General features: G+C 62.3%; 31 protein-coding genes. 19 read left to right on the forward strand and 12 right to left on the reverse strand.

Translation table 11 applies throughout. The features are described 5' to 3' along the window. The first annotated feature begins 221 nt into the window (after positions 1-221). The 13 genes from ACSQ3Z_RS26790 to msrA all read left to right on the forward strand — a co-directional run bounded on the left by ACSQ3Z_RS26790 (position 222) and on the right by msrA (position 11,353). Complete coding sequence (locus tag ACSQ3Z_RS26790; RefSeq protein WP_436174296.1) at positions 222-602, forward strand: hypothetical protein; 381 nt, start codon at positions 222-224, stop codon at positions 600-602. A gap of 257 nt (positions 603-859) precedes the next feature. Continuing rightward, positions 860-1,318, forward strand: a complete 459-nt coding sequence (locus tag ACSQ3Z_RS26795; protein WP_436174297.1) for a hypothetical protein — start codon at positions 860-862, stop codon at positions 1,316-1,318. Between the two features lie 275 nt (positions 1,319-1,593). Further along, positions 1,594-4,152 carry a hypothetical protein gene (locus ACSQ3Z_RS26800; protein ID WP_436174298.1) on the forward strand — a complete coding sequence of 853 codons (2,559 nt, stop codon included), beginning with the start codon at positions 1,594-1,596 and terminating at the stop codon, positions 4,150-4,152. A 38-nt stretch (positions 4,153-4,190) separates the two neighbouring features. Further along, positions 4,191-4,370, forward strand: coding sequence for a hypothetical protein (locus tag ACSQ3Z_RS26805; RefSeq protein ID WP_436174299.1), 180 nt, complete (start codon positions 4,191-4,193; stop codon positions 4,368-4,370). Between the two features lie 51 nt (positions 4,371-4,421). Beyond that, positions 4,422-5,936 (forward strand): hypothetical protein, encoded by a 1,515-nt coding sequence (locus ACSQ3Z_RS26810; protein ID WP_436174300.1) that lies wholly within the window; start codon positions 4,422-4,424, stop codon positions 5,934-5,936. Between the two features lie 396 nt (positions 5,937-6,332). Then, a complete protein-coding gene (locus ACSQ3Z_RS26815) occupies positions 6,333-7,331 on the forward strand; it encodes a glycosyltransferase family 10 domain-containing protein (protein ID WP_436174301.1) in 999 nt (332 codons plus the stop codon). 104 nt (positions 7,332-7,435) lie between these two features. Beyond that, complete coding sequence (locus tag ACSQ3Z_RS26820) at positions 7,436-8,374, forward strand: Bug family tripartite tricarboxylate transporter substrate binding protein (protein ID WP_436174302.1); 939 nt, start codon at positions 7,436-7,438, stop codon at positions 8,372-8,374. A gap of 612 nt (positions 8,375-8,986) precedes the next feature. Continuing rightward, the gene (locus ACSQ3Z_RS26825; RefSeq protein ID WP_436174303.1) at positions 8,987-9,685 is read left to right on the forward strand and encodes a glycoside hydrolase family 108 protein; all 699 of its coding nucleotides are present in this window, start codon (positions 8,987-8,989) and stop codon (positions 9,683-9,685) included. Beyond that, entirely contained in the window at positions 9,682-9,885 is a 204-nt protein-coding gene (locus ACSQ3Z_RS26830; protein ID WP_436174304.1) for a hypothetical protein, read from the forward strand. The genes ACSQ3Z_RS26825 and ACSQ3Z_RS26830 overlap by 4 nt, the downstream gene beginning before the upstream one ends. A gap of 107 nt (positions 9,886-9,992) precedes the next feature. After that, a complete protein-coding gene (locus ACSQ3Z_RS26835) occupies positions 9,993-10,232 on the forward strand; it encodes an ABC transporter permease (RefSeq protein WP_436174305.1) in 240 nt (79 codons plus the stop codon). Then, positions 10,217-10,420, forward strand: coding sequence for a hypothetical protein (locus ACSQ3Z_RS26840; protein ID WP_436174306.1), 204 nt, complete (start codon positions 10,217-10,219; stop codon positions 10,418-10,420). Before ACSQ3Z_RS26835 ends, ACSQ3Z_RS26840 begins: the two co-directional genes overlap by 16 nt. Continuing rightward, entirely contained in the window at positions 10,420-10,746 is a 327-nt protein-coding gene (locus ACSQ3Z_RS26845; RefSeq protein WP_436174307.1) for a hypothetical protein, read from the forward strand. The genes ACSQ3Z_RS26840 and ACSQ3Z_RS26845 overlap by 1 nt, the downstream gene beginning before the upstream one ends. A gap of 88 nt (positions 10,747-10,834) precedes the next feature. Further along, positions 10,835-11,353, forward strand: a complete 519-nt coding sequence (gene msrA / locus ACSQ3Z_RS26850; protein WP_436174308.1) for a peptide-methionine (S)-S-oxide reductase MsrA — start codon at positions 10,835-10,837, stop codon at positions 11,351-11,353. A 401-nt stretch (positions 11,354-11,754) separates the two neighbouring features. Here the strand turns inward: msrA and ACSQ3Z_RS26855 are convergent, their stop codons facing one another. Further along, positions 11,755-11,949: a hypothetical protein gene (locus ACSQ3Z_RS26855; RefSeq protein ID WP_436174309.1), complete on the reverse strand. Its 195-nt coding sequence runs from the start codon at positions 11,947-11,949 to the stop codon at positions 11,755-11,757. 167 nt (positions 11,950-12,116) lie between these two features. On the opposite strand from ACSQ3Z_RS26855, the gene ACSQ3Z_RS26860 reads away from it, so the two are divergent. Beyond that, entirely contained in the window at positions 12,117-12,386 is a 270-nt protein-coding gene (locus ACSQ3Z_RS26860; RefSeq protein WP_436174310.1) for a hypothetical protein, read from the forward strand. An 11-nt stretch (positions 12,387-12,397) separates the two neighbouring features. On the opposite strand, the gene ACSQ3Z_RS26865 is transcribed toward ACSQ3Z_RS26860, so the two are convergent. The 5 genes from ACSQ3Z_RS26865 to ACSQ3Z_RS26885 form a co-directional block, all read right to left on the reverse strand. Then, on the reverse strand, positions 12,398-12,940 hold the full coding sequence (locus ACSQ3Z_RS26865) for a hypothetical protein (protein ID WP_436174311.1): 543 nt from the start codon (positions 12,938-12,940) through the stop codon (positions 12,398-12,400). A gap of 306 nt (positions 12,941-13,246) precedes the next feature. Further along, positions 13,247-13,717 (reverse strand): GFA family protein, encoded by a 471-nt coding sequence (locus ACSQ3Z_RS26870; RefSeq protein ID WP_436174312.1) that lies wholly within the window; start codon positions 13,715-13,717, stop codon positions 13,247-13,249. A 123-nt stretch (positions 13,718-13,840) separates the two neighbouring features. Further along, positions 13,841-14,131, reverse strand: coding sequence for a hypothetical protein (locus ACSQ3Z_RS26875; RefSeq protein ID WP_436175155.1), 291 nt, complete (start codon positions 14,129-14,131; stop codon positions 13,841-13,843). Positions 14,132-14,172: 41 nt separating this feature from the next. Next, positions 14,173-14,340, reverse strand: coding sequence for a Thivi_2564 family membrane protein (locus tag ACSQ3Z_RS26880; RefSeq protein ID WP_436174313.1), 168 nt, complete (start codon positions 14,338-14,340; stop codon positions 14,173-14,175). A gap of 207 nt (positions 14,341-14,547) precedes the next feature. Next, positions 14,548-14,868, reverse strand: coding sequence for a hypothetical protein (locus tag ACSQ3Z_RS26885; protein WP_436174314.1), 321 nt, complete (start codon positions 14,866-14,868; stop codon positions 14,548-14,550). Between the two features lie 310 nt (positions 14,869-15,178). Between ACSQ3Z_RS26885 and ACSQ3Z_RS26890 the strand changes: the two genes are divergently transcribed. Beyond that, positions 15,179-16,405 carry an anion transporter gene (locus ACSQ3Z_RS26890; protein WP_436174315.1) on the forward strand — a complete coding sequence of 409 codons (1,227 nt, stop codon included), beginning with the start codon at positions 15,179-15,181 and terminating at the stop codon, positions 16,403-16,405. Here the strand turns inward: ACSQ3Z_RS26890 and ACSQ3Z_RS26895 are convergent. Further along, entirely contained in the window at positions 16,402-16,992 is a 591-nt protein-coding gene (locus ACSQ3Z_RS26895; protein WP_436174316.1) for a TetR/AcrR family transcriptional regulator, read from the reverse strand. The genes ACSQ3Z_RS26890 and ACSQ3Z_RS26895 overlap by 4 nt on opposite strands. 165 nt (positions 16,993-17,157) lie before the next feature. Here ACSQ3Z_RS26895 and ACSQ3Z_RS26900 point away from each other — a divergent pair, with 165 nt between their 5' ends. The 4 genes from ACSQ3Z_RS26900 (at position 17,158) to ACSQ3Z_RS26915 (ending at position 21,661) form a co-directional block, all read left to right on the forward strand. Further along, the gene (locus ACSQ3Z_RS26900; protein ID WP_436174317.1) at positions 17,158-18,072 is read left to right on the forward strand and encodes a crotonase/enoyl-CoA hydratase family protein; all 915 of its coding nucleotides are present in this window, start codon (positions 17,158-17,160) and stop codon (positions 18,070-18,072) included. A 144-nt stretch (positions 18,073-18,216) separates the two neighbouring features. Then, positions 18,217-19,539 carry a serine hydroxymethyltransferase gene (glyA, locus tag ACSQ3Z_RS26905; protein ID WP_436174318.1) on the forward strand — a complete coding sequence of 441 codons (1,323 nt, stop codon included), beginning with the start codon at positions 18,217-18,219 and terminating at the stop codon, positions 19,537-19,539. A gap of 47 nt (positions 19,540-19,586) precedes the next feature. Beyond that, positions 19,587-20,708 carry a branched-chain amino acid ABC transporter substrate-binding protein gene (locus ACSQ3Z_RS26910; RefSeq protein ID WP_436174319.1) on the forward strand — a complete coding sequence of 374 codons (1,122 nt, stop codon included), beginning with the start codon at positions 19,587-19,589 and terminating at the stop codon, positions 20,706-20,708. A 53-nt stretch (positions 20,709-20,761) separates the two neighbouring features. Beyond that, the gene (locus tag ACSQ3Z_RS26915; RefSeq protein WP_436174320.1) at positions 20,762-21,661 is read left to right on the forward strand and encodes a LysR substrate-binding domain-containing protein; all 900 of its coding nucleotides are present in this window, start codon (positions 20,762-20,764) and stop codon (positions 21,659-21,661) included. A gap of 54 nt (positions 21,662-21,715) precedes the next feature. Here the strand turns inward: ACSQ3Z_RS26915 and ACSQ3Z_RS26920 are convergent, their stop codons facing one another. The 5 genes from ACSQ3Z_RS26920 to ACSQ3Z_RS26940 all read right to left on the reverse strand — a co-directional run bounded on the left by ACSQ3Z_RS26920 (position 21,716) and on the right by ACSQ3Z_RS26940 (position 25,927). Continuing rightward, positions 21,716-22,036 carry a cupredoxin domain-containing protein gene (locus ACSQ3Z_RS26920; RefSeq protein ID WP_436174321.1) on the reverse strand — a complete coding sequence of 107 codons (321 nt, stop codon included), beginning with the start codon at positions 22,034-22,036 and terminating at the stop codon, positions 21,716-21,718. Continuing rightward, positions 22,033-22,557: a DUF4142 domain-containing protein gene (locus tag ACSQ3Z_RS26925; protein WP_436174322.1), complete on the reverse strand. Its 525-nt coding sequence runs from the start codon at positions 22,555-22,557 to the stop codon at positions 22,033-22,035. Before ACSQ3Z_RS26925 ends, ACSQ3Z_RS26920 begins: the two co-directional genes overlap by 4 nt. Before the next feature lie 132 nt (positions 22,558-22,689). Further along, positions 22,690-23,364: an RNA polymerase sigma factor gene (locus ACSQ3Z_RS26930; protein ID WP_436174323.1), complete on the reverse strand. Its 675-nt coding sequence runs from the start codon at positions 23,362-23,364 to the stop codon at positions 22,690-22,692. 99 nt (positions 23,365-23,463) lie between these two features. Then, entirely contained in the window at positions 23,464-24,546 is a 1,083-nt protein-coding gene (locus ACSQ3Z_RS26935; RefSeq protein WP_436174324.1) for an HPP family protein, read from the reverse strand. A gap of 211 nt (positions 24,547-24,757) precedes the next feature. Next, positions 24,758-25,927, reverse strand: a complete 1,170-nt coding sequence (locus ACSQ3Z_RS26940; protein WP_436174325.1) for a cystathionine beta-lyase — start codon at positions 25,925-25,927, stop codon at positions 24,758-24,760. Between the last annotated feature and the right edge of the window lie 274 nt (positions 25,928-26,201).

The following is a 26,201-nucleotide window of genomic DNA, read 5'->3' on the forward strand; positions in this document are numbered from 1 at the left end:
GTCCGAAAGGATTTCGATATAAATCTGCATATAAGAGTCATTCGGTCAGAATGGGACGAATTTTATAAGACGCACGCAGCCGCTAATCGGCAGCAAGTGCTTGACTACGCAACTAAATTGGACAAGAAATATGGACATTTGTTTGATCCGCCGATAGGTGATTAATGAAATATTATGAAGTTAAGCCTCTGGTAGCCGGCGAGCTGAGCCGGGGCACCGTCATGGACACCAGCGTCCATCCGCCTATTGTGAGCAAGCTCCACTATCAATTCGATGGCTGGCTTGGCGATGTCCTTGTGACCTCGTTTCCCTGTTTCCTGGTGACCGAAGAAGCCAAGCGCGGGTTGCTCGCTATCGGCATCACTGGCGCCACATTCGCCGATGCGGAAGTGACCATATCCGAGGATTTTCACCTGGTGCAGCCCGACGTCGAGCTTCCCCCGTTCGTCTGGCTCAAGGTGGACGGCAGGGCAGGTCACGATGACTTCGGGATCAACCAGAAGCTGAACCTCGTGATATCGGAGCGCGCCTTCGATGTGCTTGATGAATTGCTGGGTCTCCCTTCCGCATCCATCAAACGGTTCGACGGCGGTAATAAGTAGTGCTGAGGTCGGGAAGTGCGCAGATAGCGAATCAACAAAAGAACTTACCTATTGGAACTGCCATAAATAAGGTCACGATTGGAGGCCTGCCGCTGGGGACTCCGGTAACCTCAAAGGTAGCTGAGAGAGCTTCCTTTGGGACATCACTCGAAGGGTGAGGGGTGATCGTGGTGCTGAGGCGTTGGATTGCCGCAATGAGGTGGAACCCGGCTGGACGCCCGCCTGCAGGGTCGACCGACAAATCGACTGAGCGGACGTTGGCACAGCCGACCGACAAATCAGTGATGAGATATTTTGAAGTCAAGCCCGATGTCGCTGGCGGCCTTGGCAATGGTACGGTTATGGATACTAGCGTCCATCCGCCGGTTGTGAGCAAGCTTGTTTATCGGGTAGAGGGATGGTTTGGTGACGTACTTGTGACAACCTTTCCCTGTTTCCTCGTTACCGAAGAGGCCAAGCGCGGGTTGCTCGCTATCGGCGTCTCTGGCGCCACATTCGCCGAGGTGGAAGTAACCACATCCGAGGATTTTCAAGAGTTGCAGCCCGATGTCGAACTCCCCGCATTCGCCTGGCTCAAGGTAGATGGCAGGGCAGGTCGCGACGACTTCGGTATCAACCAGAATTTGAACCTCGTCGTATCGGAGCGCGCCTTCGATGTGCTTGATGAACTGGGCCTACCTTCCGCATCCATCAAACCGTTCGACGGCGGCAAGTAGTGCTGAGGTCGGAAGCAGCGTGGATACTATAGCCTGCGTGGAGCGCTTAGTTTCAACAATGGCCCTCCTTTGACGGCCAACGGGAGCGGGCTGGATCAAGAGCGCTCGCGACGGACCGCGACAGGTAGAACCACGCTGAGCCAACGACTGCGCCGACCCAAGTGAAGTAGCCGCAACAGCGGCCCAATTCCTCGAATGTCCAAGCCTCGCTTTCGCGGGGCTTTTTTCATGGAGCAATCCTTATGGCCCGACCTGCAACTGCCGCCGTTCGCCTGTTGACCGGCGAACGCGAACCCGTGCGCCTTTGCGCCACGTCCAACATCGATGTCGATGCCGGCGGCCTTGTGATGGTCGATGGCATCCAGACCGAAGTTCTTCTTATCGGCCAGACCGACGCCTCGGAAAACGGCATCCGCACGGCCTCCGAGGGCCAATGGTACCGCGCCGCCGACGCGCGGACGGCCCGCACCATGCAGAAGGGCACGACGGTCACCGTGCAAGAAGGTTCGGCCAACGTCGGGAAGATATTCAAATTCAACACGCTTGATCCGGTAATCGGCGACGACAGCTTGACTTTCGTAGATGTCACCCCTCAGTTGCTCGACGCCGACCTTACCGCGATTGCTGCGCTAACAACCCAACCCTATGGGCGCTCGCTGCTGACTTTGGCCGCAGCGGAGGATCTCCGCAATAGAATCGATTCGGCGTCATATGTGCCCACTCGCATCGCGCTAAAGGCATTGGACACCACCAAGGATGCGACTGCTGTTCTGACCGAGAGCGGGCGCGAAGGTATCTTCGTTTGGACCACAGGTAATTTTGCAGCGCGGATCACTGCCGATACGGCGGAGGGCCTATATGTCAAGGCTGATGCCATCGCCTCGTCGGCCGGCGCGTGGGTTCGCTCTTTCTCCGGCCCGCGCAATGCGCGCTGGTTCGGCATTGTCGGCGACGGCACGACCGACGATACCGCCGCGTTGGCTGCGGCCTTTACGAACGCCGGCTCTGGAGTATCGGTGCTGATCCCGTCCGGCTACAATGTCGTGGTCGACAGCACACTCACGGTCCCCGCCGGTTGCATGCTGACTGGCGAAAAGCCCTGCACCGGCGGCAATGGCATGGCCGCCGCCTTACCGACGATGACGAAAGTCTACGTCAATTCGGCAGGCACATTGTCCATCGGTGATGGCTGCTCTGTCCGGAACCTAGCGATCTGCCGTAGGGGGCTGACTTTCAACATCACTTCGGCTCAGGTAGCCTCCGACTTCCTCGGCATCGGCGTCACCATCCGCAACGCCAGCTGCAACATCGTTTTGCAGGATCTCGTCGTTCTTGGCTTCGATACTGGCATCGCCTCGATCGCCGGGGCGACGAATGTCAGCCGCGTGCACATGCAGCGCATCCACGGCGACAACATCAACGGCATCAGCCTGACGAACTCGTTCGACGTGACCTATATCCGCGAGGTTCATTTCTGGCCGTACGTGACTGCCGCTTCGACACCGGAGGCTGGCAACGTCCATCTTGTCCGGTCTGGCGCCGGCATCCTCTCGACCGGTGTGCACGATTGGACCCGCGTCGAAAGCTGCTTCAATTTTGGGTACTTCCGTGGCTTCGAAATCAACAATGCGGGCTCGGCTATTCTATCGAATTGCGGTGCGGATCACGTTGCGGCTTCGTCCGATGGATCGATCGGATTCCTGATCGAGGGCACCTCGAACAACATCAAGGTAATCAGCTGCCAGACCGCTGCAAAGCAATTCGGGTTCTACTCTGCCATCAGCTCAGTGACAGGGTCTCCGACCTTCTTCATCGGCTGCAACACATGGGAGTTCTATACTTACGGCTTTGTCGTGAACCTTGGCGATGCGGTCATCAGCGATTGCATGACGCGCAGGACGGCCGCGCTAGCCGGGTCTGGCGGCATCCGTGTGTCCAATGCGGCGAACGTTGTCGACATCGAGAACTGTCGTCTCTATGGCGCTGATTACAGCATCGACCAGGTTGCAAATGCGATCGTGCGTCACCGGGGATGCGTGTTCTCGCCGGTCACCGGCATTATCAACAATCCGTATTTCGCAACCACCATCGCCTCAGCCGCGACAATTACGCTCAACGGGTCGGATAAGGTTTTCAAGGTCTCCGGCACGACCGACATTTCGGCTGTCTCGCCGGTCGCTGCCTACGCCGGCAAGGAGGTATCGCTCATCTTCACCGGGGCGCTGAACCTGATCAGCGGCGGCAATCTGTCAATCGCCGGAAAGTTCCCGGTGTCGGCCAACGATCAGGTGACGCTGTTCTCGGACGGCACCAACTGGTTCTTGAAGCGGGCGAGACTGGACAAGCAGATTGCAACCGTTGTCACCACAGCCGTTGCGCTGTCGAACAGTTCGACCTCGCCGCAGAACGTCTTTGCTTCTGCCAACGATGCGCTCACGCTGAAGGCGAACACCAGCTATCGCTTCAGGGGCAGGTACAAGTTCAACACCGGAGCGACATCGCATACGACGCTGCACAATTTCGGCGGGACGGCTGGTATCGCATCGATCTCTTACGACGTGTCATCAATCTCTGCCGCCGCAGGCGCTTTGGCAACACCGCAGCAGCGACGCATGGAAGTCGCTACGCAGGGCACGATCACGGCCGCCTCCACGGCGGTTACGACCGATGTATCGGTAGAGGGCATCTTACGCACAAGCACGGCTGGGACGCTCATCCCGCAAATCGCATTCAATGCTGGCCCGACCGGAATCTGTGAAACGGCGATCAACAGCTTCTTCGAGATCGAGGAATTCGGCGCCGACACCGTCGCGGCAGTGGGTGACTGGGCATAGGCCCTTGAAAACCACGGCGCGCAGTGGCAAGAGGCAGCATGCGTTCATATTTCGACAAGTCGTTGCTGGTTCTTGGCTGCGTCGCGCTGGCGATGCTGGTCGCATTCGTCGCCAGGCTGCCAGCGGCAAAGTCGGATGGCGTGACGGCTTGCATGGCCGACGCTCTGAAGAACGCACCGACCGGTATGATCCCGTCTTCTGCCTGCCCCGGTTTCTAAATGCTTCAAGACGTGTCAATCGGGTTTAGCCGCAGGGCAATAATTGCGGCAGTGCTGGCGCTGGTCGTTCTTCTCTTTCCGCACTTCAAGCAGACTTATGAGGTGATGAACGGCTGGGCCGATCAGTCGTTCTATATGCGCATCATGGATACGGTCGGGCGCGGAGATGCTCGAACGGCCCTCGACTTCGAATACATGGGACCGAGCTACATCGCTGCCATCGCGGTGCTGAAAAGACTGTTCGGACTGGATTCTATCGGGGCCTTCGTTCTGCTCAACCGGCTGTGTGTTGCATTGGCCATTGCCACGCCGACGGCATTGGCTCTCTCGCATGACTACAGGAGAAACGTTCTCGTAGCGGCCACGTTCGTCGCCTTCGTCCTTTCGACCCCGTACCTCTTCATGTCGTCAATCCCATGGTCTCATTTCGTCTATGGCCTGCCGGCGGCGATATTCCTGATTGCAATGTCGCTGAAGCAGACGTGGCGAACGGCGGCGCTTGCGGGTGTTTGCCTCGGCGTTATGGCGACAACCAGGCTTTTCGATACCTACGTGATCGCCGGCCTTCTCATTGTTGCCGCTCTGATCGATGTCGCGATCGACCGTCGCATCAAGTGGGATTTGGCTGCTGCGTTCGCCGGAGCGTTCGTTGCTGGGTACGCCGCACATTTCTTCGTACTTGGACAGTTCAATATCTATCAACAATACGCCGGGGGAATGGCCCACGAAAGCGCCGGAGAATCTGTTATCCGACTTGACGATGTGCCGATCAAGCTTGTGCAAATGTTCATCGATCCCTGCTTCTACTCGGTGTGCAGCGAGGTCGACTATCAAAAGGCGGCGCTGTTTGTTGTCCAGGATGATCCCACGCTGAGCAATTGGCGCATGCCGTTCGCATTACAGGTGCCATTCTATGTTGCGGCGGTTGTCGTCGGGCTTCTCCTGCTCATTAGGCGTCCAGCCCTCGTAGGCCGCGTCTTTACCGACCGGGCGATATTGATTGGGCTTGGATCGGCAATCGCCATTCCGATGGGCTACGCCAGCTACATCATGGGCGGTGCGGACCAACTGAAATACGGGTTCTCGCGAGAGATATTCACCGCAACCGTCTTCCTGATGGTTTGCATCCTGATCCTCACCAGACGCGACTATCTCACCAGGCGAGAGAAAAACTGGCTCGTCGGCGGCGTCTTCGCGATCTCGATCGTTGGCCTGCAGATCATGCCGTGGGCCTATGGTTTCCTGCGCCTTGAGAGCACGCACATAGCGTCGATGGATGCCGTAGAAACCTGCGACAAGGATGCGTGCGCCGTTGATGTCACCTATCGAGACGCTGCCGGCGGCGAGATCACCATCCCGTTCGACAGTCTCGCTTTCCTGCAAGCGCAATGTGCGAACGGCGGCAAGACGTTCATTAGCGAAATCGTAGACCTCGACAGTTACCGTTATCAAAAGCCGCAATGCGCTGACGGATATCAGATCGTCACCATCTCAACAACGACCGGTGTCGCGCGTCTGGCGAGAGACAAAGGAATTGGCGGCACCGTGCCGTCGGCTCCCCAGTAATCAGCAGTCACTCACCTAGCAAGTCTCCCAGCCTCCGCCGAGCGGCCTTTCTCTACCCACAACCCAAGAGGTCCCCCATGGACCGCAACTCCGCGCGCTTGCTTGCGCTCGTCGTCAAATCCAAGGCGGGGGCTCCGAAGAACCGATCCGCTGAATCCGCTGAGCTGGCCGCTGGTCGCTCGAAGTCCGCGGCCCGGCTGAAATGTTCTTGATGCCGGAGAGACGAACGGGTAACTCCGACGGCCATGGAGCCCCGGCGGACATTCCCGATGATAGACATGCCGCGAGGCTTCGCCGCGGTCGGCCATGTCGTCGCGCGCGGCCGGCGGGTGGACTTGCCGACAGCCGGGCAGCTGTCCCGGGTCCGGCGCGGCAATTTCGGCTGCGGAATCTGAGATGCCCGCCGACAATGACGCCACAGAGCCGCTGATCCTTTTTTATACGACGGTCTTCGGCAAGCCCGTCGACATCGCCTCCATCCAGTGCGACCTCCCCGGGCGCTGGACACTGGACAAGCGTCGCATTGCCGAGGCGGCGGCGGTCGTCTTCCACATCCCGGACCATCGTGAGATCGGCGATGCCTGGAAATATCCCGGCCAGTGTTGGATCGGCTGGACGATGGAAAGCCGGCAGAATTACAAGCGCTTCGCCGACCCGAACTACATGCGCCATTTCGACTTCACCATGACGCATGAGCGCCAATCGGATGTCTGGATGCCCTATCTCCCCCACGCGCGCTGGTGGGAGGAGGTTCGGGCCATGCCGGTCGCGGCCAAGACCGAAGCGGCTCCGCTCGTGCTTTTCCAATCGGCGCCGCTGAACCATAGCGGGCGCGTCGACCTGGTAAGCGAGCTTGCCCGGCACATCGGCGTCGATTCCTACGGACGGCATTTCCGCAACCGGACGATCGAAGGCCCCGATCTCGGCCTGCAGACGAAGATCGAGACCGTTGCGCGCTACAGATTTTGCCTGGCGCTGGAGAACTCGAGCGAGGCGGATTACGTCACCGAAAAGATCTTCGATGCCTTCAAGGCCGGCACGGTGCCGGTCTATCTGGGCGCCCCGAATGTCGACGAATACGTGCCGCCGAATTCCTACATCAACGCGGCCGAGTTCGGCGATGCGGCTGACCTGGCTGCTCATCTGCGCCATCTGGTCGAAACGCCCGACGCCTACGAGGCCTATTTCGCCTGGCGCTCGAAGCCGCTGCCCGACCGTCTTGTCGCGCGCCTGGAAGAGGCGGAAACATCGGCGTTCCAACGGCTGATGATGCTCGTGCATCAACAGATGGAACGCCATCCCGCGCCACAAGCGGGGCGGCCCCGGCTTCCCTTCGGCCTGCCGTCCTACGTCAGGACGCGGCTGCGCAAATGGAGGAAGAAGGTTACAGCCTGAAAGCGGCCGGAATATCGGCGAAGGTATCGCTTTGGCTGCGACTTGTCCGCTAGTGGATGGAGTCTAACACTTGGTGCCCACGTTTGACGGCGCATGAGGACACGATGAAAAGCGCAACAAATCTGGCCGCGTCCGCACGAGACTATCCGATCAAGCCGGTACGCATAATTGACCCGTTCGGAGCGGGCGGCGGGCCTGATCTGTTAGCCCGTGCCCTGGCCCCGAAGCTTTCTGAGCTGTGGGGCCAACCCGTGACAGTGGAGAATATCTCAGGTGCGGGAGCTACTGCCGGCCCTGCACAGGTCGCGAAGTCACCAGCTGACGGCTACACGCTGCTGATAAACACCAACGCTCAGGCATACGGCGCGGCGCTCTTGAAGGACCTCCCGTATGACCCGTTGAAGGATTTCATTCCGATCATTCCGCTCACGAGGCAAGCCTACGTGCTCGTCGCAGGCAAGGCGACTGGTGTCACCACCGTCGGCGGGCTCATTGCGGCGGCGAAGGCGAAGCCAGGTGAGCTCAAGTTTGGATCCACCGGTATAGGCACCGGCACACATGTTGGAGTCGAGAAATTCAATCAAGCGGCGGGAATCAAGGCGCTGCATGTGCCTCCCTCGCCGAACGATTCGAACGCCGATACGATCGCCAGCGCGATAGCGGCGCGCTTCACTTACTATTTGGTGCCAATCTCTCTTGCCCTACCGCACATTCGCGACGGCACACTCGTTGCGCTGGGCGTGAGTACCGCGCGGCGCTCAACCTTGCTCCCGGAGGTGCCGACAATCGCGGAGGCGAGCATCGCCGGATTCGACTTCCCGATCTGGTATGGAATATGGGTGCCGGCTGGCTCTCCGACCGGCGTGGTTGACCAGCTTGCGAATGACATCGGGCGCGTGCTCGCCGGGCCGGATTTGCGCGAATGGATCGCTGAACACGGGGGCGAGCCAATGAGCATGACGCAGCCCAAGTTCGTGCGCTTCGTGGAGAGCGAGAGTGAAGGCGCGGCGCGACTGATGAAAGCCGCCAGTGTCAAGCCTTAATAGCCGACCGTCTGACGAGCTGTCTGCGTAATTCGCGCAATGAAGGATATTCCCGTGCGCATGCGCCAGACTCGCATGCACTTTCGCCAAAAGGGAATTCCAAGCCGGACTCTTATGTCAGGCCGATACCACTAGAGCGCGTCGCGGCTGAAGGGATTTAGACCACGCGCTTCAAGCGTCTGCCTGCGGGCTGTCCCGCCGGTGCCTGCGCATTCCGAACAGTGGACGGTCGCACCATGGCATATGTGGCGATGCGTGCCTGCGGGACAGCAATGGCCGTTCGAGGCGCGCCATCGCGGACACTCGAAGATCCTGCCGGTGCCGCCGCAGCCCTGGCACTCACGCGCCTCGGAAGATAACAAACTCATTTCGCCCAACCCCGGCGCCGTCTCCCAAGCGCCATACCCCAAGCCTATAGTGCGACGAGCCCCACTCGCCGTTCGGCAAGCTTAGTATAAGGCAGTTAAGGCTTTTCTAAAACGCCCTTTTCCGGGGCCGGGAGATCCATCCACCGGCTGGCGCGGCGCGGCCTATCGAACAGCCCGTTTGCCAACAATTTTCGGCCACCACTGAGCGGCCATTTCTCCCCCCACAACCTCAAGAGGTTTTCCCATGGACCGCAACTTTGCGCGGGCGCTCGCGCTCGTCTTGAAATCCGAAGGCGGCTGGTCGGACAATCCGGCCGATCCGGGCGGCGCCACCATGAAAGGCGTCACGCTTGCCAATTTCCGCCGCTACGTGAAGGCGGACGCCACCAAGGCCGACCTCAGGAAGATCAGCGACGAGCAGATCGGGACCGTCTATCGCCGCTTCTACTGGGATGCCGTTGCCGGTGCCGAGCTTCCGGGCGGTCTCGACTACGCGGTGTTCGATTTTGCCGTGAACAGCGGGCCGGGCAGGGCGGCGAAATACCTGCAGGCGATCGTCGGTGCCAACCAGGACGGCAGGATCGGTCCGGCGACGCTGAGCGCCGTGAAGGCGAGGCCCGCCGGCGCGGTCATCGACGCGCTCTGCGATGCCCGGCTGGCCTTCCTGAAGCGGCTGCCGACCTGGCCGACCTTCGGCGGGGGCTGGAGCGAGCGGGTCGGCTCGGTCCGCGCGCAGGCGCTGTTGCTGTCGGCGGCCGCGCCCGCTCCAGATGATCCGCCTCCGGCACCCAAGCGGGCCGCGCCGTCCGCCGCGTCGCCGTCCGCCGCGTCGCCAGCACCCGCCGCTGCTCCGGCCGTTCCGGGCGTGGCTGCCCGGCGCAATGCGTTTTGGCGCCTGTTGTCGGTGATTTTCAAAATCATCCTTAGAGGCAAACCAGCATGATTGCCGTCATCATCCGCATGGCGCTGCGCTACGGCGCCGGCGTCCTCGTCGCACGCGGCCTGCTTGGCGCCGGCGATGCCGCCGCCCTGTCCAGCGATCCCGACATCCAGATGGCGCTCGAGACCGGCGTCGGCCTGGCGCTGAGCATTGCCGCCGAAGCCTGGTACGTGCTGGCGCGAAAATTCCACTGGTCGAAGTGAGGAGACGCGAAAATGGTCGAGATCTTCACCGAGCTCATCCGCCAGGCGCTGCCCTGGGCTATCGGCGCGTTGCTCGTCGCCGGCGCGCTTGTCGTGTGGTGGCTGTCATGACGGCGTTGCTCTCCTTCTTCCTCGGCAACCCGACGATATCTGCTCTGCTGGCGTCGGTGGTTGCGGCACTTGGCTGGGGTTTCCACCAACGCCTGGCCGGCGCCAGTGCCGAGCGCGCCCGGCAGTCGGCCAAGGAGGCTGCGGCGCGCGGCATCGCCGACCAGGTCGACAACGACATCGGTGCGCTAGGCGCCGATACGGCCCGAAAGGAGCTGAAATCATGGGCAAGGGACTGAGCCTCGCACTGCCGGTGCTTGTCGCGCTTGTCGCCGCCGGCTGCACGACCGCCTCGGGCGGCTTCTGCGCAGTCTCCTCGCCGCTGCGCCTGTCGGCCAAGGCCGTCGATGCGTTGTCGGACGAGGAGGCGAGGGCGCTGCTTTCGCACAACCGCAAGGGCCAGAAGCTCTGCGACTGGAGGCCGTGATGCACGATCTGTTCGATCTCCTCGGAATCAAGGGCCCGGTCGTCGCCGCCGGCCTCGCCGGCGGCGCGCTCAGGGCACTGTCGCGCCATCGCTACAAGCTGCGCGAGATGGTCGCCTCGCCGATCTGCGGCGCGCTGGCGGCAGCCTATCTCACGCTGCCGGTCGTATCGTATTTCAAGGCCACCGGCCTGCCGATCCCCGATCCGGCCGACGACACCACCACGCTCGCCGCCGCCTTCCTCATCGGCGTCTCGGCGATGTGGATCTCTGACATCCTCTTCGAGGTCATCGTGCGAAGGTTCAAAGCGGCGACCAGGGAGGAGTGACGATAGGTCGGCTTCCAACCCCGACATTCGCGACTGGACGAAAGCCGCGACAATGCCCACCTTAGGGGAAATCCTAAGGAGACATGCTATGGCGACTTCCACCGATCGCGCAGTCCTTGCCGGCGGCTGCTTCTGGGGCATGCAGGACCTGATACGGCGCTATCCGGGCGTCATCTCGACCCGCGTCGGCTACAGCGGCGGCGATGTGCCCAACGCCACCTACCGCAACCACGGCACCCATGCCGAGGCGATCGAGATCATTTTCGATCCCGCCCGGATCGACTTCCGGACCCTGCTCGAATTCTTCTTCCAGATCCATGATCCGACGACCAGGAACCGCCAGGGCAATGATGTCGGCATGAGCTACCGTTCGGCGATCTACTACACGAGCGACGAACAGAAGCGGATCGCCGAGGACACCATCGCCGATGTCGAGGCTTCGGGGCTGTGGCCTGGCAAGGTCGTCACCGAACTCGCTCCCGTGGGTGACTTCTGGGAGGCCGAGCCAGAGCATCAGGACTATCTGGAGAAATATCCCAGCGGCTACACCTGCCATTTCGTCAGGCCGGGCTGGAAGCTTCCGGTTCGTGAAAAGGCCGCTTCATAGGTCCGATCGGTGCCCGGCGAATTTTCCCGCCCGCGCGGGAACATTAGACGATGCTAAGAGTTCTTTTTTCGGCAGCGCGCAACGGTATGCTGCCTTATCGGGACCGGCATCCCGGTCGGCCCGCGTCTACTGCGAGAGGCGCGGGCTTGCTTTGTGTCGACAACCAGTTTCCGACCGCCGATACCACCAGGATCCCGCCCGTCGTGCTGAAAGGCACGGCGGGCTTTTTGCGTTTCAAGGGTTTCGGCAACGCTCCGCGGCGGCCGCGGACTGCTCGCCTAAAGCGCGTCGCATCCAAACGGGATTCATGCGACGCGCTTTAGGTTCTTTGTTTTATGCATGTCGTTGTCGCAAAACCGCTGCGCACCTTTGCGCGACATGCATTGGATGCGCTGTTGGCCTCAGCCTTTGGCTCGGCGGCCTTCGGTCTCGTGGCTGCCGATCCAGTGCGCGCGGATGCGGTCGCTGGTTTCGAGGTAAGCCATGTCGATCAGATAGGTCAGCAGCTTCTCGCCGTCGGCCTCGGCCTTCTGGCGCAATTCCCGCAATATTCCCTGCGCGAACTGCAGGTTTTCCATTTTGCTAGGCTGGTCCATCGGTGCCCCCAAAGTCTGCAAATGAATTCTGGCTGACTGTGCTTGCATGAAGATTGTAGCAGAACTCACGGTGAAGCTCCACTCGGTCGCAACGGCGGCTGATCAGCGAAGCTGTTGGACATTTTTCGGAAATGTCGATATTTTGCGCGACCAATCGGACCGCGACCATGCACGAAGACGAGGGTAGTACTCCCGATAAGTTGCAGGCCATGCTCGATGTGATCGCCAGAAGCGGTCACTCGAATCAGAGTGCGCAGGCCGACGTCGGCAGGCTGAAGGCGGATGCCGCTACAGCGGCCGCGGTGTTGGTCGAATTTTACGGCGACACGGCCCTGGAACGTGCCAGGCTGCTGGAGAGCCGCTCGCCCCTGTCCCATTTCGCGCGCATGGTGACCGCCGAAGTCAGCAGGCACGGCAAGGTCCCGCCCAGAAGCTAGCAAGGTTTGCGCTAGGACGATTTGCGCCTCCTAGATCCACCGCCGCCAAGGCGTTGCTGCACTTCGTCCTGGGCATTGTCCAGGAGGATCTTGCGGAGGCCCATCTTTTCCGAGCGCACCATATGGACCTCCCGGAAGCTCGATCTCCGCTCCACCGCCCTGCGGATCGCCGTATGAACCCTCAGACGGTCTCCAGCCCCGACGCTTTGCATGCATCTTTCGAGGGATGTGCCATGGGAAAATTCCTCAAGCGTCAGCCCGAAATAGTCGGAAAGATTGGCGTCACCGTAAACCCGGTCACGCTTGATGTCCCAGGTCCAGAACCCATCGATCGGTGGATATCGCAGATGAATACCGCGACCACGTTCACGTGCCGACTCCATGAAACCGCCCCGTTCGGGTTTCAAGATTCGCAACACTATGTAGCAAAAGCCGGAAGAAACAAAGGTGGCCTTTTGTACAAGGCCAGCAAGACTTCCGCCAAATTTGACCGCGTACTTGAATGGGATAGTTGACACAACCAGAGATATGAACGCGGGAGAATTTTCTTTCATTAAAAGAATATATGATCTGGTAGCGCAACCACAACTTGGTACTTCACCAGATAACCAAAACGCTTGAGTCGCAAAATAATACTAAAAGTTGTATGATCGTCCGTCAAGAATAGGTTCGAGCATTCTTCGGTTTTGCGAGGCCGACGCGGCAATGTTGCGAGTGTTGCCTGAACCGCGCCGGCCAAAGCGGGTTCCAAAAGGTCCACCGCAAGATGAGTCTTAGCTGACCATCGCCACCTCGGCAAAGCGACCGCCGGTTGCAAAATACGGCATCGGCCTGCCGTGCTCGGTTAGAGCTGCTGCACGCTAGGCCGACTTGAGCAGCTGGATGCCGCCTGACAGCGGCTCGCCGGCGTCCGGCCTGCCCGTCGGGCCGTCAACGCCGCTCTCCTCGTCGATGCGGTCATGCTCGAACTGCGGGGCGTCGGGCAGGGGCTGCAACCAGTGCTCGCGCCGGCTGATCCAGAGTTCGTAGTCCGGCTGCAGTTCGGTCGGCGCTATGTCGAGGCTGCCGATCATCACTTCGACCTCGTCCTCGCCGACCGAGGTGACGCGCCCGCCGCAGGTCGGACAAAAGCTCCTGCCGCCGTAAGTGCCGACGATCCCGGCCGTCTCGAACGCTTCGAGCGGCCACACCGCGAAAGCCGAATAGGCCGATCCGCTGGTCTTGCGGCAGTCCTTGCAATGGCAAAGGCCAACCCGCAGCGGCTCTCCGGTCACCGAGAACTGGACGCCGCCGCACAGGCAGCTGCCGCTTCGCTTGATATCGCTGGACATGCTGTTCCTCCTGCCTCTGCGCCGCAGCCAAAGTCTCGACACAAGATCGCTGCGGACCGCTGCCGGTTACAATTCACACAGGGGCACTACGGTTCCACGCCATGCACGAGGGCGAAGCGATCCTCAAGGCGATCGATTGAAGGGCGGTTCCTCACAGTGATAGACGCGGCATCGGCCGTCGCGGGTTGGAACGGCGACGGACATCGGCACGTCGGGCCAGTCGCACTCATTGCCGAACTGGCGCACATACCGGTCATAGGTGTTGGGACCCGTGGTCAGCACTGCGGCGTGATTACTCTGGATCAGGGCCTGCGTGGCCGCGCAGGTCATCGCGCGCGTGTCCGGTCGCGCATCGGCGACGCTCGTGGCACAGACTGCCATCCCGGCAAGAAAGGCGATCGACAGACTTTTCATGGCCAACACATGAACTCCCGATCCATGAATATGGATCGGTCCTAGAAAACCGCAAGATAGTTCAACAGCGAAATGATGCCGATGAGAATGACGACGATCTGTGCGATCTGCCGGGTGCGGCCATCGAGAGGCAGCCGCTGGACGAGATAGAGCACCAGAATGATCACCAGGAAGGTGATCAGAATGCCGATAAGGGCCGATGACGCCACGTCTTCTCTCCCACGCCTCTAAAGTAAATCAAAATCAAATACGTGGTGGAAAACGCCGCGGCTGTCCGGTTGGTTCCTCTCGGACAATTCAACTCGAGCCTGCGATGTGGTCGTCGGGCGCCTTGCAGTCGCTGGAAATGCGCGCTGTTCGAGAACGGCAGAGGCCGCAAAGCGATGCTTCGGGGTCTCTGATCGGCCACAGGCTGGCTACTTGCCACAGTGGTTGTCGTTCACCGTCGGCGAGATCGTCCCCGGCGACGTGCCGTTGGCGTCCGGTTGGCCGCCCTGCGGGCTGGCCGCGCAGTTCTGATCGGGGGTCGAACTCGTCCCATACGGATTGGACATGCCGTCTATGCTGTAGGTGGCGTTCGGGTCGACGGCGTTGGGAACGTTGGGGTCGACAACGATCGACTTGCCGCTACCGTCACTGACGCCTGATCCGGCCATGCCGTCGTCGGCATTCTGGGCCATCGCCGATGCACCCAGGCCAAGCACAAGCACGCAAGCTGCGAGGATCTTCATGATCATGATTTGTCTCCATTCCTTGTGAAATTCGTCGCTTGGCGACTGATGGGGGAACCGCTCCCGCTGACGAAGGTTCCCTCACAATTTTCCCCCTTGCGTGATGAAAATGGGCTCGAAAGGCGTCGTGGACGCCCGTATCGGGCCGGGATTGGCCGAGCCTGCGTCGTCCGGCGCTGGCGCGTGCAAGTTTCAAGGGCGCAAAGCGCGTCCGGCGCTTTCGCTTTGCCGGATGCTTGCTAAAGGTGGAGCGAGATGTCTGTCGGGCCGAGTCTGTCGAGGCAGGGGACTGACGAGTTGGACGGAACTTCTGCCAATGACATTGACGGGCGCGGCGGCACTTTTGATCCTGGTCCTGACCTATGCCGGCGTCGCCATAGGCCGCATCCCCGGCCTTCGCCTCGACCGGGCAGGGATCGCGCTGCTTGGCGGCGCGGCGATGATCGCCGTCGGCGCGCTCAGCATGGAGGACGCCTATCGCGCCATCAATTTCGACACCATCACGCTGCTGCTCGGCATGATGATCGTGGTGGCGCATCTGAAGGTCTCGGGTGCCTTTCGCGCTCTCGGCGGCTTCGCCATCGAGCACGCGCACGCGCCGTTCATGCTCCTGGTGATTCTGACGCTTCTGACCGGTGTGCTCTCGGCGTTCCTGGTTAATGACGCGATCTGCCTGGTGATGGCGCCGATCGTCGTCCACGTCACCCGCGTCATCAACCGCAATCCGATCCCCTATTTGATCGCCACCGCAACGGCCTCCAACTGCGGCAGCGTCGCCACCATCACCGGCAATCCACAGAACATGGTCATCGGCGCGCTGTCGGGCATTTCCTACCCGGCCTTTTCGGCTGCACTGGCGCCGGTCGCCCTGTTCGGCCTTGTCGCCGTCATCGTTATCGTACGCATAGTCTACCGGGCCGAATTCGCACGCACGGCCGAACTCAGCCCCGAAGTCTATCGTGGCCGCATGCTGCCGGGGCAGGTGCTGAAGGCGGTGATCGTCTGCATCGGCCTGGCGATCGCCTTCTTCGCCGGCGTGCCCGTTGCCAAAGCGGCACTGATCGGCGGCGCCATCCTGCTGCTCACCCGCGCCATCAAGCCGGCCCGCATCTACCGCGAGATCGACGGGCCGCTGCTGTTCATGTTCGCTGGCCTGTTCATCGTCGTTGCCGGTGCCGAAAAGACGCTGCTGACATCAGACATGATCGCCTCGGCCAAAGACCTTGGTCTGGACGACGTCTGGCGGCTCTCCGGCTTCACCGCGGTGCTCTCCAACATCATGAGCAATGTGCCGGCCGTTCTGGCACTGCGGCCGTTCATCCCGGGCCTGGAAAACCCCGAGCGCGCCTGGCTGGTGGTCGCGATGAGCTCGACGCTGGCCGGCAATTTCACGCTGCTTGGATCCGTCGCCAATCTGATTGTTGCCGAACAGGCGCGGCGCGCCGGCACGCCTCTGTCGTTCGGCGCCTTCTTCAGGGTTGGCCTGCCCCTGACGCTGCTCACGCTTGTTGCCGGCACCGCCTGGCTGGCGTTCGGGTTCTAACAGCTAGTTCCCGCTCCCGATCGCGCCCGAACGAGCGTTGCGGCCGCGTGCCCTGCCGCCTTGATATAATCGGGGTTGTGGTGGATCAGCATGCTCGAGAAGGCGCCGTCCATGAGCAGCACGATCTCGCGCGCCAGCATATGCGGCGCTGCGACGTTGTGGGCCGACAGTTCGGCGGCGAGCCATTTTTCGAACTTTGTCTTGTGCCGCGATCCGGCCTTGACCGCCGGGTGTCCGGGCATCGCGGCAAGTTCCGCTGCCGTGCGCAGGAACCCGCATCCCTTCCATTTGGGGTGGCGGGCGACGCGCGCCAGATTGGTGAAGATCGCTTCGACCTTGCGCTCAACGCCGCCTTCCGCCGCCTCGAACCAGCCGGCCATCTGCTTGATGTTCGGCTGGTCGCGGCCATCGAGATAGGCGGCGATCAGGTCGTCCTTGCTTTTGAAGTGATAGTAGAGCGTCCGCTTGGTGAGGCCTGCTTTTTCAGCGACGGCGTCGACGCTGACGCGGCCGATCCCTTCGGCATAGAAGAGCTTCGTCGCGGCATCGACGATGCGTTTGCGGGTAGGGCTCAATGCTTCGCTCATGTGTCATGTATACCGACTAGTGAATATACAAGCAATCGAAAGCCTGATCCTTTCCAGCCAGTGCGTGTCGCCCAAAAGTGTGCAGCGGTTTTGGGGACAAGGACAGAAACAACAACCTAAAGCGCGTCGCATGACGTGCCTTGGGAGCGCTGGAAAGGAAAAGACATGACCGAGCTTGTGCTCACCGAGATCCGCGACGGGATCGCCATCCTCACGCTCAATCGCCCTGAAAAGCTCAACGCCCTGAGCTATGCTTTGATCGACCGCCTGCTCGCGGTCCTCGATACCATCGAGACCGACGCCTCCGTCCAGGCGGCCATCTTCACTGGCGCAGGGGAGCGGGCCTTCTCGGCCGGTGGCGACATTTCCGAATTCTCGGCCAGCGTGGCGCGTGGCGCCGATGTCGCCCTGCGCGATTTCGTCATGCGCGGTCAGCGGCTGACGGCGCGGCTGGAGGCCTTCCGCAAGCCCATCATCGCCGCCGTCAACGGTCTTGCCTTCGGCGGCGGCTGCGAAATCACCGAAGCCGTGCCGCTCGCCGTCGCCAGCGACCGGGCCTTATTCGCCAAACCCGAGATCAGGCTTGCCATGCCACCGACCTTCGGCGGCACGCAGCGCCTGCCACGGCTCGCCGGACGCAAGCGGGCGCTCGAACTGCTTTTGACCGGCGAGACGTTTTCGCCGCAGCGTGCGCTCGAACTCGGCCTTGTCAACCAGGTGGTGCCGCACGGGGAACTGATGCCGGCCGCACTCGAACTCGCCCATCGTATTGTCAGGCACTCGCCGGCGGCGGTGGCGAGCATCCTCACCGCGGTGGCCCGCGGCCTCAACCAGAGCATTGCCGAGGGTTTGCTGGTCGAGGCCGAGCAGTTCGCGCGCATGGTGCCGACCGCCGACCTGCGCGAAGGGCTGGATGCCTGGATCGGGCGACGCAAGCCGGGCCATGACGGCTCGTGGACGCATATCACGCGGCCGGACGAGGCGAGGCGAGCCTCGTTGGCGGTGGATGAGCGTGGCGCACAGGATCAGGGCGCCGCCGCGACACGACCTTTCATGTCGGCGTGGAAGCGGCAGAAATAGTCCACCTCCGATAGGCGCTGGGCGGGTAGACCTAATTTTCCTAAGCCTAGGCGCTAGAACTACTCGCTTGCGTCAGGGCGACCGACGGCTCCACCTTAGGCTCCATTCGCAGCCGGGCTGTCGGCGGTGGCAAAGGAGGCATCGATGGTCGCTCTCGCTCGCAGGCCCTGGGTTCCATCGCATTGCGACGAATTTGCCCAGCAGCTGGCGCAGAAGACGAGCGGCCAGAAGACCGATGCCGTCATGGCGGCGATCAACAGGGGGATCGAGCTGAACCGTTCGATCCACGATGCGGACTGCATCAACCTAAACCCGGCGACCAATGTGATGAACCCGAAGGCCGAAGCCGCACTGGCTTCCGGCCTGGGATCGCGCCCGTCGCTGGGCTATCCCGGCGACAAATATGAAATGGGATTGGAGGGCGTCGAGCAGATCGAGGTGATCGCCGCCGAGCTGGCAGCCGAAGTTTTCGGCGCCAGCTATGCCGAGATCAGGGTGCCGTCTGGCGCCATCGCCAATCTCTATGCCTTCATGGTTGCGGCTCGGCCGGGCGACAGGATCATCGTCCCGTCGCCGGCGATCGGCGGCCATGTAACCCACCATATGGCCGGCTGCGCCGGGCTTTACGGGCTCGACATCCACACCGCTCCGGTTGATGCCGACAGCTACACTGTCGACGTTGGCAAATTGCGCGACATGGCCAGATCGGTAAGGCCGAAGATGATAACCATCGGCAGCAGCCTCAATCTTTTGCCGCATCCCATTCGCGAGATTCGGGCGATAGCCGACGAGATCGGCGCGCTGGTTCTCTTCGATGCGGCGCATCTGTGCGGCATGATTGCCGGGCACGCCTGGCAGCAACCCCTCCAGGAAGGCGCCCATCTGATGACGATGAGCACCTACAAGAGCCTTGGTGGACCGCCTTCGGGCCTGATCGTCACCAATGACGCCGATATCGCCGAAAAGCTCGACAGGATCGCCTTTCCCGGCATGACCGCCAATTTCGATGCCGCCAAGTCGGCCGCCCTGGCGATCACGCTTCTGGACTGGAAAGACCACGGCAGGGCCTACGCCGCGACGATGGCACGAACCGCAAGGGCGCTGGCGGATGGTCTTGCCGATCGCGGCCTGCCGGTGTTTTCGACCGGCAAGGGCTACACGACATCGCATCAGTTCGCCATCGAGGCGGCCGAGTTCGACGGTGGGCAGGCCGCGGCGAAGAAGCTCCGGCAGGCCAACATTCTGACCTGCGGCATCGGCCTGCCCATCGACACTGTCGACGGCGACATGAACGGGTTGCGCCTCGGCACGCCCGAGATCGTCCGCTGGGGCATGACCGAAGACGAGATGCCGGAACTCGCGGCCCTCATTGCCAGGGCACTGCGCGGCAATGACGCCAGCGAACAGGTCGCGGCGGATGTCACGGCATTCCGGCGCCGGTTCAACAAGCTTCATTTTGTGAACTGACGCCTGAAGCGGCGGGAAAAGCCCGCCTTTCTCTAAAAAACAGGGGAATGAAAATGCGCATGATCGTGCAGATGATGACTGCTGCCCTAGTGACTGCCGCGACGGTCGGTGCCGCGAGGGCGGATATCGTGTTCGGCGTCGCCGGTCCGATGTCGGGACCGAATGCCGCTTATGGAGAACAGTACCGCGTCGGTGTCGAAACGGCGGTCGAGCGCATCAACGCCAATGGCGGCGTCCTCGGCCAGAAGCTTTCGGTCTCGGTCGGTGACGATGTCTCCGACCCGAAACAGGGCGTTTCTGTCGCCAACAAATTCGTCGCCGACGGCGTGCACTATGTCGTCGGGCACTACAACTCGGGCGTCACCATTCCGGCTTCCGAGGTCTATGCCGAGAATGGCGTCCTGTTCGTCACGCCGACGGCCACCAACCCGATGGTGACCGAGCGCGGCCTGTGGAATGCCTTCCGCGCCTGCGGCCGCGATGACCAGCAAGGCATCATTGCCGCCAAATTCATCCTCGCCCGCTTCAAGGACAAGAAGATCGCGATCGTCGACGACAAGTCGACGGCGGGCAAGGGCCTCGCCGACGAGATGGCCAAGGCCTACAACGCCGGCGGCGGCAAGGAAGTGCTGCACGAGGAGATCAACCCCGGCGAGAAGGACTACAGCCCGCTCGTCGCCAAGATCAAGCAGTCGGGCGCCGACCTCGTCTATTACGGCGGCCAGCACACCGAGGCCGGCCTGATCGTGCGGCAGATGCACGACCAGGGCGTCACCACGATCCTGATGGGTGGCGACGGCATCTCCAACAGCGAATTTGGCGCCATCGGCGGTGACGGTGCTGTTGGAACCCTGATGACATCGTTCCCCGACCCGGCAACGTTCGAGGAAGCCAAGGATGCCGTCGCCGATCTGAAGGCCAAGAATGTGCCCACCGAGGCGGTGACCCTCTACGCTTACGCGGCAACGCAGATCCTTGCCGAGGCCATCGCCAAGGCCAAGCCCGACGATCCCAAGGCGGCGTCCGATTACCTTCATTCCGGTGCCAGCATCTCGACGGTGCTCGGTTCGATTTCCTATGACGACAAGGGGGATATCAAGCAGCCGGGGTTCGTCGTATTTGAGTGGCAGAAGGTCGACGGCAGGCTGACCCCGGTGGCCCTCAAATAGAAACACCGCGTCGGCGGCCGCACACGGCCGCCGAGGTTTTCCGGGAACGGACGATGGCCGTCAATCCGCCGCGACCTCGAATGCCGCCGCTCAACGCCTTGCGGGCCTTCGAGGCGGCCGCCCGCCACGAAAGCTTCGCCAAGGCGGCGGACGAGCTTGGCGTGACACCGGCGGCGGTGTCGCATCAGGTCAAGGCGCTGGAGGCGTGGCTGGGCTCGTCGATGTTTGTCCGCCACCCCCAGGGACTGCACCTGACCGAAGCCGGCCGTGCCGCTCTGCCGGCTTTCTCCACCGCCTTCGACGCCATGGGCCTTGCCGTCCAGGAACTACGCATCTCGGCGCCAAGGCCCCAGGTCAGCATCGCCGCATTGCCGTCGATCGCCCAGCTTTGGCTGGCACCGCGCCTGCCGGCGCTGCGCGCCGCACATCCAGCGCTGCGTCCATCCATCCATGCGCTGGAGGAGCCGCCGGATTTCAGGCGCGAGCCCTTCGACCTCGCCATCTTCCTGACCAGGCATGCCCCAGCCGGCAGCCGCGCGTTCAGGCTCTGCGACGATGTCATCTTTCCGGTCTGCGCGCCCGCATTGGCCGGGCTGCTGAAAACACCGGCCGATCTCTCATCGCAGCTTCTGCTGTGGGACACCACCTGGACCGGCGACTGGAGCCTGTGGTTCGAGGCTGCCGGGCTGAAGGGTCCGTCGATCGAGTCCGGCTCCGAGTTTTCGCTCTACAGCATGGCGCTGCAGGCGGCCATCGACGGCGGCGGCGTGCTGATGGGGCATGAAGCCCTGGTGTCGCGCGCGCTTTCTGCCGGTTCGCTGGTGGCGCCGTTCCCGGAGCGGCGCGTGCCCACCGGCCTCAGCCTGTCGATCCTTGCGCCGGACCGACCACCCGCCCAGGCCGCGCAGATGATCGACTGGCTGCTTGCGCAGGGCGCTGCAAGCCAGGGCTGATTTGATGGCAACCGGCGGCAACAAGCGATGGCATCGCCGCCGGTCTCAAACTCATCAGGGCGTCGCGTCCAGATGGCCCTTCATGTTGGGGTGGAAGCGGCAGAAATAATCGACTGCTTCCGCCTTCTTGAGGGTGATCCGCCTTTTCGATTTTGGCGGGATCATCACCTCCCAGCCGCCTTTCACCGTGGCCGTGTGGGCGAACGCATCCTTGTTCAGCCATTCGATCGTGTCGCCGACCTTCGCCTCAATGCTTGCCGGCGTGAAGACGAGCTTGTCGATCGTCACCTCGATCGTGGCCGTCAGGGCTGGGCTGGCGACGAGCGCCAGCGCCAGAGCGCCCGCGAGCGATCGTATCAGCATGCCGGCCTTCATTTCAGCATGCCGGCGACATGCTCGGCATGCTGCTGATGGCCCTGGAAAATCTTCAGCCCGGTTTCCAGCAGGCTCTTTAGTTCGGCATTCTCCGCCGAGGGGATCAGCAGGGTTTCGAGCGCCCCGTTGACCTGCTTGTGGTAGGCAACCTCGTTGGCGACATAGGCCTTGTCGAAGGCAGCCCCCTCGAGCTTGGCGACCTTGGCGCGTTCCTCTTCCGCCGCTTTGCTCAGCGCCTGGCTTGTGGCGTTGTCTTCGGGGGTGACGTTGAGCTTCTTGACCAGGTCGAGAGCCTGCACGTTCACCGCTTCATGGTCGCGCACCATGTCGTTGGCGAAATCGACGACCTCCTTGGTTTTCGACTTCTCGATCGCTTGCTTGGCCGCCTCGACGTCGATCACGCCGGCCGTGTAGGCGATGTGGGCGATCTGCGGATCGGTCGGTTTGTCGGCGGCCCCTGCGAACGGGGTTGCGGAAACCAGAAGCAGCGCGGCCAGGGCGGCAGTGTGCTTGATAGACATGGCATCTCCTTTTGCCCGGGTGCGCAATCGCATCGGACTTCGTTTTCAGTTGACGCTGATTGGATGCGGGGCAGTGGCAAACGTTCCCGCGAAACAGGCGAAAATCAGCCGGCCCAGGTCAGGCGAGCAAGCTCAGCCTTCCAGGCCGAGCCTTCTCATCACCGCCTCGGTCAGCCGCTCGCAGCGTCGGCCGGCGAAGGGGAAAGCGTCGAGCAGCACCGGGCCGATTTCGTCGTCCAGCGCCTTGCGCACCAAAGCACGCGCCCGGTGCAGCCTGGTCTTGACGGTCTCGGGTCGCACGCCGAGCAGGTTGGCGGTTTCCTCGATGCTCAGGCCCTCGATGACGCGCGCCACGAAGACGGTCCGATAGACGTCGGGCAGGCTGTCGGTCGCCCGCTCGACCAGCCCGAGGATCTGCCGCTGCGCCATCGTCCGCTCCGGATCGTCGCTTGGGTTGAGAGGAAACCGGATGATCTGCGCTTCCAGGTTTTCCGGCATCGCCACGGTGCGCCGCCTTTTGCGCAGGCGTCCGAGCGCCTCGTTGATGACGATGCGCGACAGCCAAGTGGCTAAAGAGGCGTCGCCGCGAAAGGCGCCAAGATTGGCAAAGGCGCTGACATAGGCCTCCTGGACGATGTCCTCCGCCTCGGCATCGTTGCGCACCACGCCGCGCGCGATCCGGTAGAGCTTCTGGTTATGCGTCTTGATGATGGTGCGGAACGCATCCGCCTCGCGTGCCAGCGACCGGCGCACCAATTGCATGTCGCTGGACAGGACGTCAGGCGCGGAAGCCGCGGCAGCTGGCATTGCGAATTTCCTCATCGCGCCCCGATCTCCAACGCTTGATCGGGACATTGGATGCTGCTGCCGGCAAAAGGTTCCCGGATTTTCAACGGCATCGCTATTTTATGCTGCCGCCTGCGCCTTGTCTGCCGGCTGCACCCGCGCGGCCGCCGCCAGCAGGTCGGTCTGCGTGATCAGGCCGAGAATATGCCGTTCGCCGTCGACGATGACCACGGCATGGCTGCGGCCGTCGGTGAGCAGGGGAAGCAGGCTCATCGCCGGCGTATTGGGCGAAGCCGTGCCGGCCCTCGACATCACGCCCTTCACTGTATCGGTGGCTTTCGTCAGCTCGCGCAGGCCGACAGCGCCGACCAGCCTTGCCTCGGCGTCGACCACCGGCAACGTACGGATGTTGTGGTCCAGCAGCTGCTGGCGCGCTTGATCGGCGGTGTCATTCTCATGCACCGAGACCACGTCGCGCGACATGATGTCCTCGCACAGCAAGGTCCGGTGCGTACGCACCATCGCCTGCAATTCGACCTGCCGCAGCAGCCTTTCGAGGTCGTTGCGGTCGATGTCGAAGGTCTCGTGGAGCGCGCCCAGCGCGGCGTCGATGTCCTCGGGCCGAAAGCCGACACGCTCCTGCGGCGGCGGATCGATGGTCCCATGCGCGCTTTTCGGGGCAGGGGCCGGCACATGCGGATAGCTGCGCCGCGACAGCCTGTGGAAGCCGTAGCCGAGCGCCACCAGCACGATCGAGTTCAGCGCCACCGGAACGAAAGGAAACAGGAAACCGGCGGCGGTGACCGCCGGTCCGCCGAACACGGCCGTCAGCGCGGCGGCCCCACCCGGCGGATGCAGGCAGCGCGCGAACGACATGGCGGCGATGGCCAGCGCCACCGCAATGCCGGTGGCAAGCGCCGGTTCATGGATGAAATGCGCCACGATCACGCCGACCAGCGCCGAAATGGTGTTGCCACCGATGATCGACCAGGGCTGCGCGAGCGGGCTTGCCGGCACTGCGAACAAAAGCACGGCGGAAGCGCCCATCGGCGCCACCAGCAGCGGCACATGCGGCCCGTTGCCGAGCACCAGGCCGCCGATCGCGCCGGTCAGCGCAATGCCGATCGTCGCGCCGATACAGGCAATGAGGCGTTCGCGCAGCGTCGCGCCTGCGAGGATAGGGACAAAGAGGCGAAAGGCCATGGCAAGCTCTGATTGCGACGGGGATTGCCGGCAATGCCGCCGGACGGCCGGTTTTGGAAGCCAAACAAATCCACGGAACCCACGACTGGTAGAATAGTATTGCGCAGTCGCAAGGACCGGGATCGCCGGCGGGCGCCGTCACGCGTCGTATTTCTGCAGCAACGTCAAGGTGATGCGTCGGTTTGCGGAATCAGCCCGGCAGCTCCGTCCGTCACACCGCGGCAGCCGCCTCCAGCCCGCGCATAATATCGGCCTTGAGGTCCTCGACATCCTCGAGCCCGATCTGCAGCCGGATCAGCGGCCCGTCATAGGGGCCCTTGGCGATCTTGCGGTCGCCGAGGAACACCGGCACGGCAAGGCTCTCATAGCCGCCCCAGGAATAGCCCAGGCCGAAGATCTTGAGCGCGTCGAGGAAGGCGTGCTGCTGTTTCTGGCCGCCACCTTTGAGCACCACGGAGAAGATGCCGCTCGAGCCACAGAAGTCGCGCTTCCACAGAGCGTAGTCGGGATGGCTGGGCAGCGCCGGATGCAGCACCCGCGCGACGCCTGGCTGGCCCTCCAGCCAGGCGGCGATGGCAAGCGCGCTTTTCTGGTGATGCTCCAGCCTGACCCCCATCGTGCGCAGGCCGCGCAGCACCTGGTAGACGTCGTCCGGTCCGGAACAGCAACCCAGCGTGCAGAAGCCTTCATAGAGCTGTTTCCAGCACGCCTCGTTGGCCGAGACGGTGCCGAGCAGCACGTCGGAATGGCCGGCCGGGTATTTGGTCGCCGCGTGGATCGAGATGTCGACGCCGTGGTCGAGCGGCTTGAAATACAGAGGCGTCGCCCAGGTGTTGTCCATCATGACGATGGCGCCGGCCGCCCGCGCCGCCTTGGCGATCGCCGGGATGTCCTGCACCTCGAACGTGTTGGAGGCAGGCGATTCCGTGAACACCACTTTTGTGTTGGGCTTGATCAGCGCGGCGATGCCGGCGCCGATATGCGGTTCGTAATACTCGACCTCGACGCCCAGCCGCTTCAGCATCGTGTCGGCAAAATTGCGGGTCGGGTGATAGACCGAATCGACGATCAGGAGGTGATCGCCCGCCGAGACGAAGGTGAGCAGCGGTATCGTCACGGCCGCCAATCCCGACGGCACGGCGATCGTGCCGGCCGAGCCTTCCAGCGCATCGACGGCCAGCGCCAACGCGTCGGTGGTCGGTGTGCCGCGTAGGCCATAGGTGTATTTCTGACTGCGCGCCGCCATCGAGGCGGCATCGGGATAAAGCACCGTCGAGGCATGCACGACCGGCGGATTGATGAAGCCGAAATAGTCGCGCGGGTTGTTGCCCGAATGGGCAAGCCGCGTGTTGATGCCCATTTCGCTGCCGTCCTTCGCCATTGTTCTTGCCGTCCTTGGTCTCGTGAGGAGGCGCTAGCCATAGTGCGGCGGCACTGGCGGTGCAACCGGCCGAGACCCGCCAGCCGGCAGTCTTCGAATATGCCAATTCAGGGCGGCAAAAGTGGCAAGACAGATCCCGCGCGCGATTCCTGCAGGGTGCCAGTGCCTCGCTGGTTGCTGCACCGGCCTCCGTCGATCGGCCTATTGTAGGTGACCGCGAAAGGCATATACTTGAATTCTAATATTTATCGCCGGATTGCCTCGATCAGAACTG

It is taken from the genome of Mesorhizobium sp. LjNodule214, assembly GCF_964252735.1.
GTDB lineage: Bacteria > Pseudomonadota > Alphaproteobacteria > Rhizobiales > Rhizobiaceae > Mesorhizobium.

Excerpts from the sequence above, each read along its gene's own strand:
- ACSQ3Z_RS26790 (WP_436174296.1), top strand. The coding sequence starts at position 222 with ATGGACACCAGCGTCCATCCGCCTATTGTGAGCAAGCTCCACTATCAA.
- ACSQ3Z_RS26805 (WP_436174299.1), top strand. The coding sequence starts at position 4,191 with ATGCGTTCATATTTCGACAAGTCGTTGCTGGTTCTTGGCTGCGTCGCG.
- ACSQ3Z_RS26815 (WP_436174301.1), top strand. The coding sequence starts at position 6,333 with ATGCCCGCCGACAATGACGCCACAGAGCCGCTGATCCTTTTTTATACG.
- ACSQ3Z_RS26820 (WP_436174302.1), top strand. The coding sequence starts at position 7,436 with ATGAAAAGCGCAACAAATCTGGCCGCGTCCGCACGAGACTATCCGATC.
- ACSQ3Z_RS26825 (WP_436174303.1), top strand. The coding sequence starts at position 8,987 with ATGGACCGCAACTTTGCGCGGGCGCTCGCGCTCGTCTTGAAATCCGAA.
- ACSQ3Z_RS26830 (WP_436174304.1), top strand. The coding sequence starts at position 9,682 with ATGATTGCCGTCATCATCCGCATGGCGCTGCGCTACGGCGCCGGCGTC.
- ACSQ3Z_RS26835 (WP_436174305.1), top strand. The coding sequence starts at position 9,993 with ATGACGGCGTTGCTCTCCTTCTTCCTCGGCAACCCGACGATATCTGCT.
- ACSQ3Z_RS26840 (WP_436174306.1), top strand. The coding sequence starts at position 10,217 with ATGGGCAAGGGACTGAGCCTCGCACTGCCGGTGCTTGTCGCGCTTGTC.
- ACSQ3Z_RS26845 (WP_436174307.1), top strand. The coding sequence starts at position 10,420 with ATGCACGATCTGTTCGATCTCCTCGGAATCAAGGGCCCGGTCGTCGCC.
- msrA (WP_436174308.1), top strand. The coding sequence starts at position 10,835 with ATGGCGACTTCCACCGATCGCGCAGTCCTTGCCGGCGGCTGCTTCTGG.
- ACSQ3Z_RS26855 (WP_436174309.1), bottom strand. The coding sequence starts at position 11,949 with ATGGACCAGCCTAGCAAAATGGAAAACCTGCAGTTCGCGCAGGGAATA.
- ACSQ3Z_RS26860 (WP_436174310.1), top strand. The coding sequence starts at position 12,117 with ATGCACGAAGACGAGGGTAGTACTCCCGATAAGTTGCAGGCCATGCTC.
- ACSQ3Z_RS26865 (WP_436174311.1), bottom strand. The coding sequence starts at position 12,940 with ATGAAAGAAAATTCTCCCGCGTTCATATCTCTGGTTGTGTCAACTATC.
- ACSQ3Z_RS26870 (WP_436174312.1), bottom strand. The coding sequence starts at position 13,717 with ATGTCCAGCGATATCAAGCGAAGCGGCAGCTGCCTGTGCGGCGGCGTC.
- ACSQ3Z_RS26875 (WP_436175155.1), bottom strand. The coding sequence starts at position 14,131 with ATGAAAAGTCTGTCGATCGCCTTTCTTGCCGGGATGGCAGTCTGTGCC.
- ACSQ3Z_RS26885 (WP_436174314.1), bottom strand. The coding sequence starts at position 14,868 with ATGATCATGAAGATCCTCGCAGCTTGCGTGCTTGTGCTTGGCCTGGGT.
- ACSQ3Z_RS26890 (WP_436174315.1), top strand. The coding sequence starts at position 15,179 with ATGACATTGACGGGCGCGGCGGCACTTTTGATCCTGGTCCTGACCTAT.
- ACSQ3Z_RS26895 (WP_436174316.1), bottom strand. The coding sequence starts at position 16,992 with ATGAGCGAAGCATTGAGCCCTACCCGCAAACGCATCGTCGATGCCGCG.
- ACSQ3Z_RS26900 (WP_436174317.1), top strand. The coding sequence starts at position 17,158 with ATGACCGAGCTTGTGCTCACCGAGATCCGCGACGGGATCGCCATCCTC.
- glyA (WP_436174318.1), top strand. The coding sequence starts at position 18,217 with ATGGTCGCTCTCGCTCGCAGGCCCTGGGTTCCATCGCATTGCGACGAA.
- ACSQ3Z_RS26910 (WP_436174319.1), top strand. The coding sequence starts at position 19,587 with ATGAAAATGCGCATGATCGTGCAGATGATGACTGCTGCCCTAGTGACT.
- ACSQ3Z_RS26915 (WP_436174320.1), top strand. The coding sequence starts at position 20,762 with ATGGCCGTCAATCCGCCGCGACCTCGAATGCCGCCGCTCAACGCCTTG.
- ACSQ3Z_RS26920 (WP_436174321.1), bottom strand. The coding sequence starts at position 22,036 with ATGAAGGCCGGCATGCTGATACGATCGCTCGCGGGCGCTCTGGCGCTG.
- ACSQ3Z_RS26925 (WP_436174322.1), bottom strand. The coding sequence starts at position 22,557 with ATGTCTATCAAGCACACTGCCGCCCTGGCCGCGCTGCTTCTGGTTTCC.
- ACSQ3Z_RS26930 (WP_436174323.1), bottom strand. The coding sequence starts at position 23,364 with ATGCCAGCTGCCGCGGCTTCCGCGCCTGACGTCCTGTCCAGCGACATG.
- ACSQ3Z_RS26935 (WP_436174324.1), bottom strand. The coding sequence starts at position 24,546 with ATGGCCTTTCGCCTCTTTGTCCCTATCCTCGCAGGCGCGACGCTGCGC.
- ACSQ3Z_RS26940 (WP_436174325.1), bottom strand. The coding sequence starts at position 25,927 with ATGGCGAAGGACGGCAGCGAAATGGGCATCAACACGCGGCTTGCCCAT.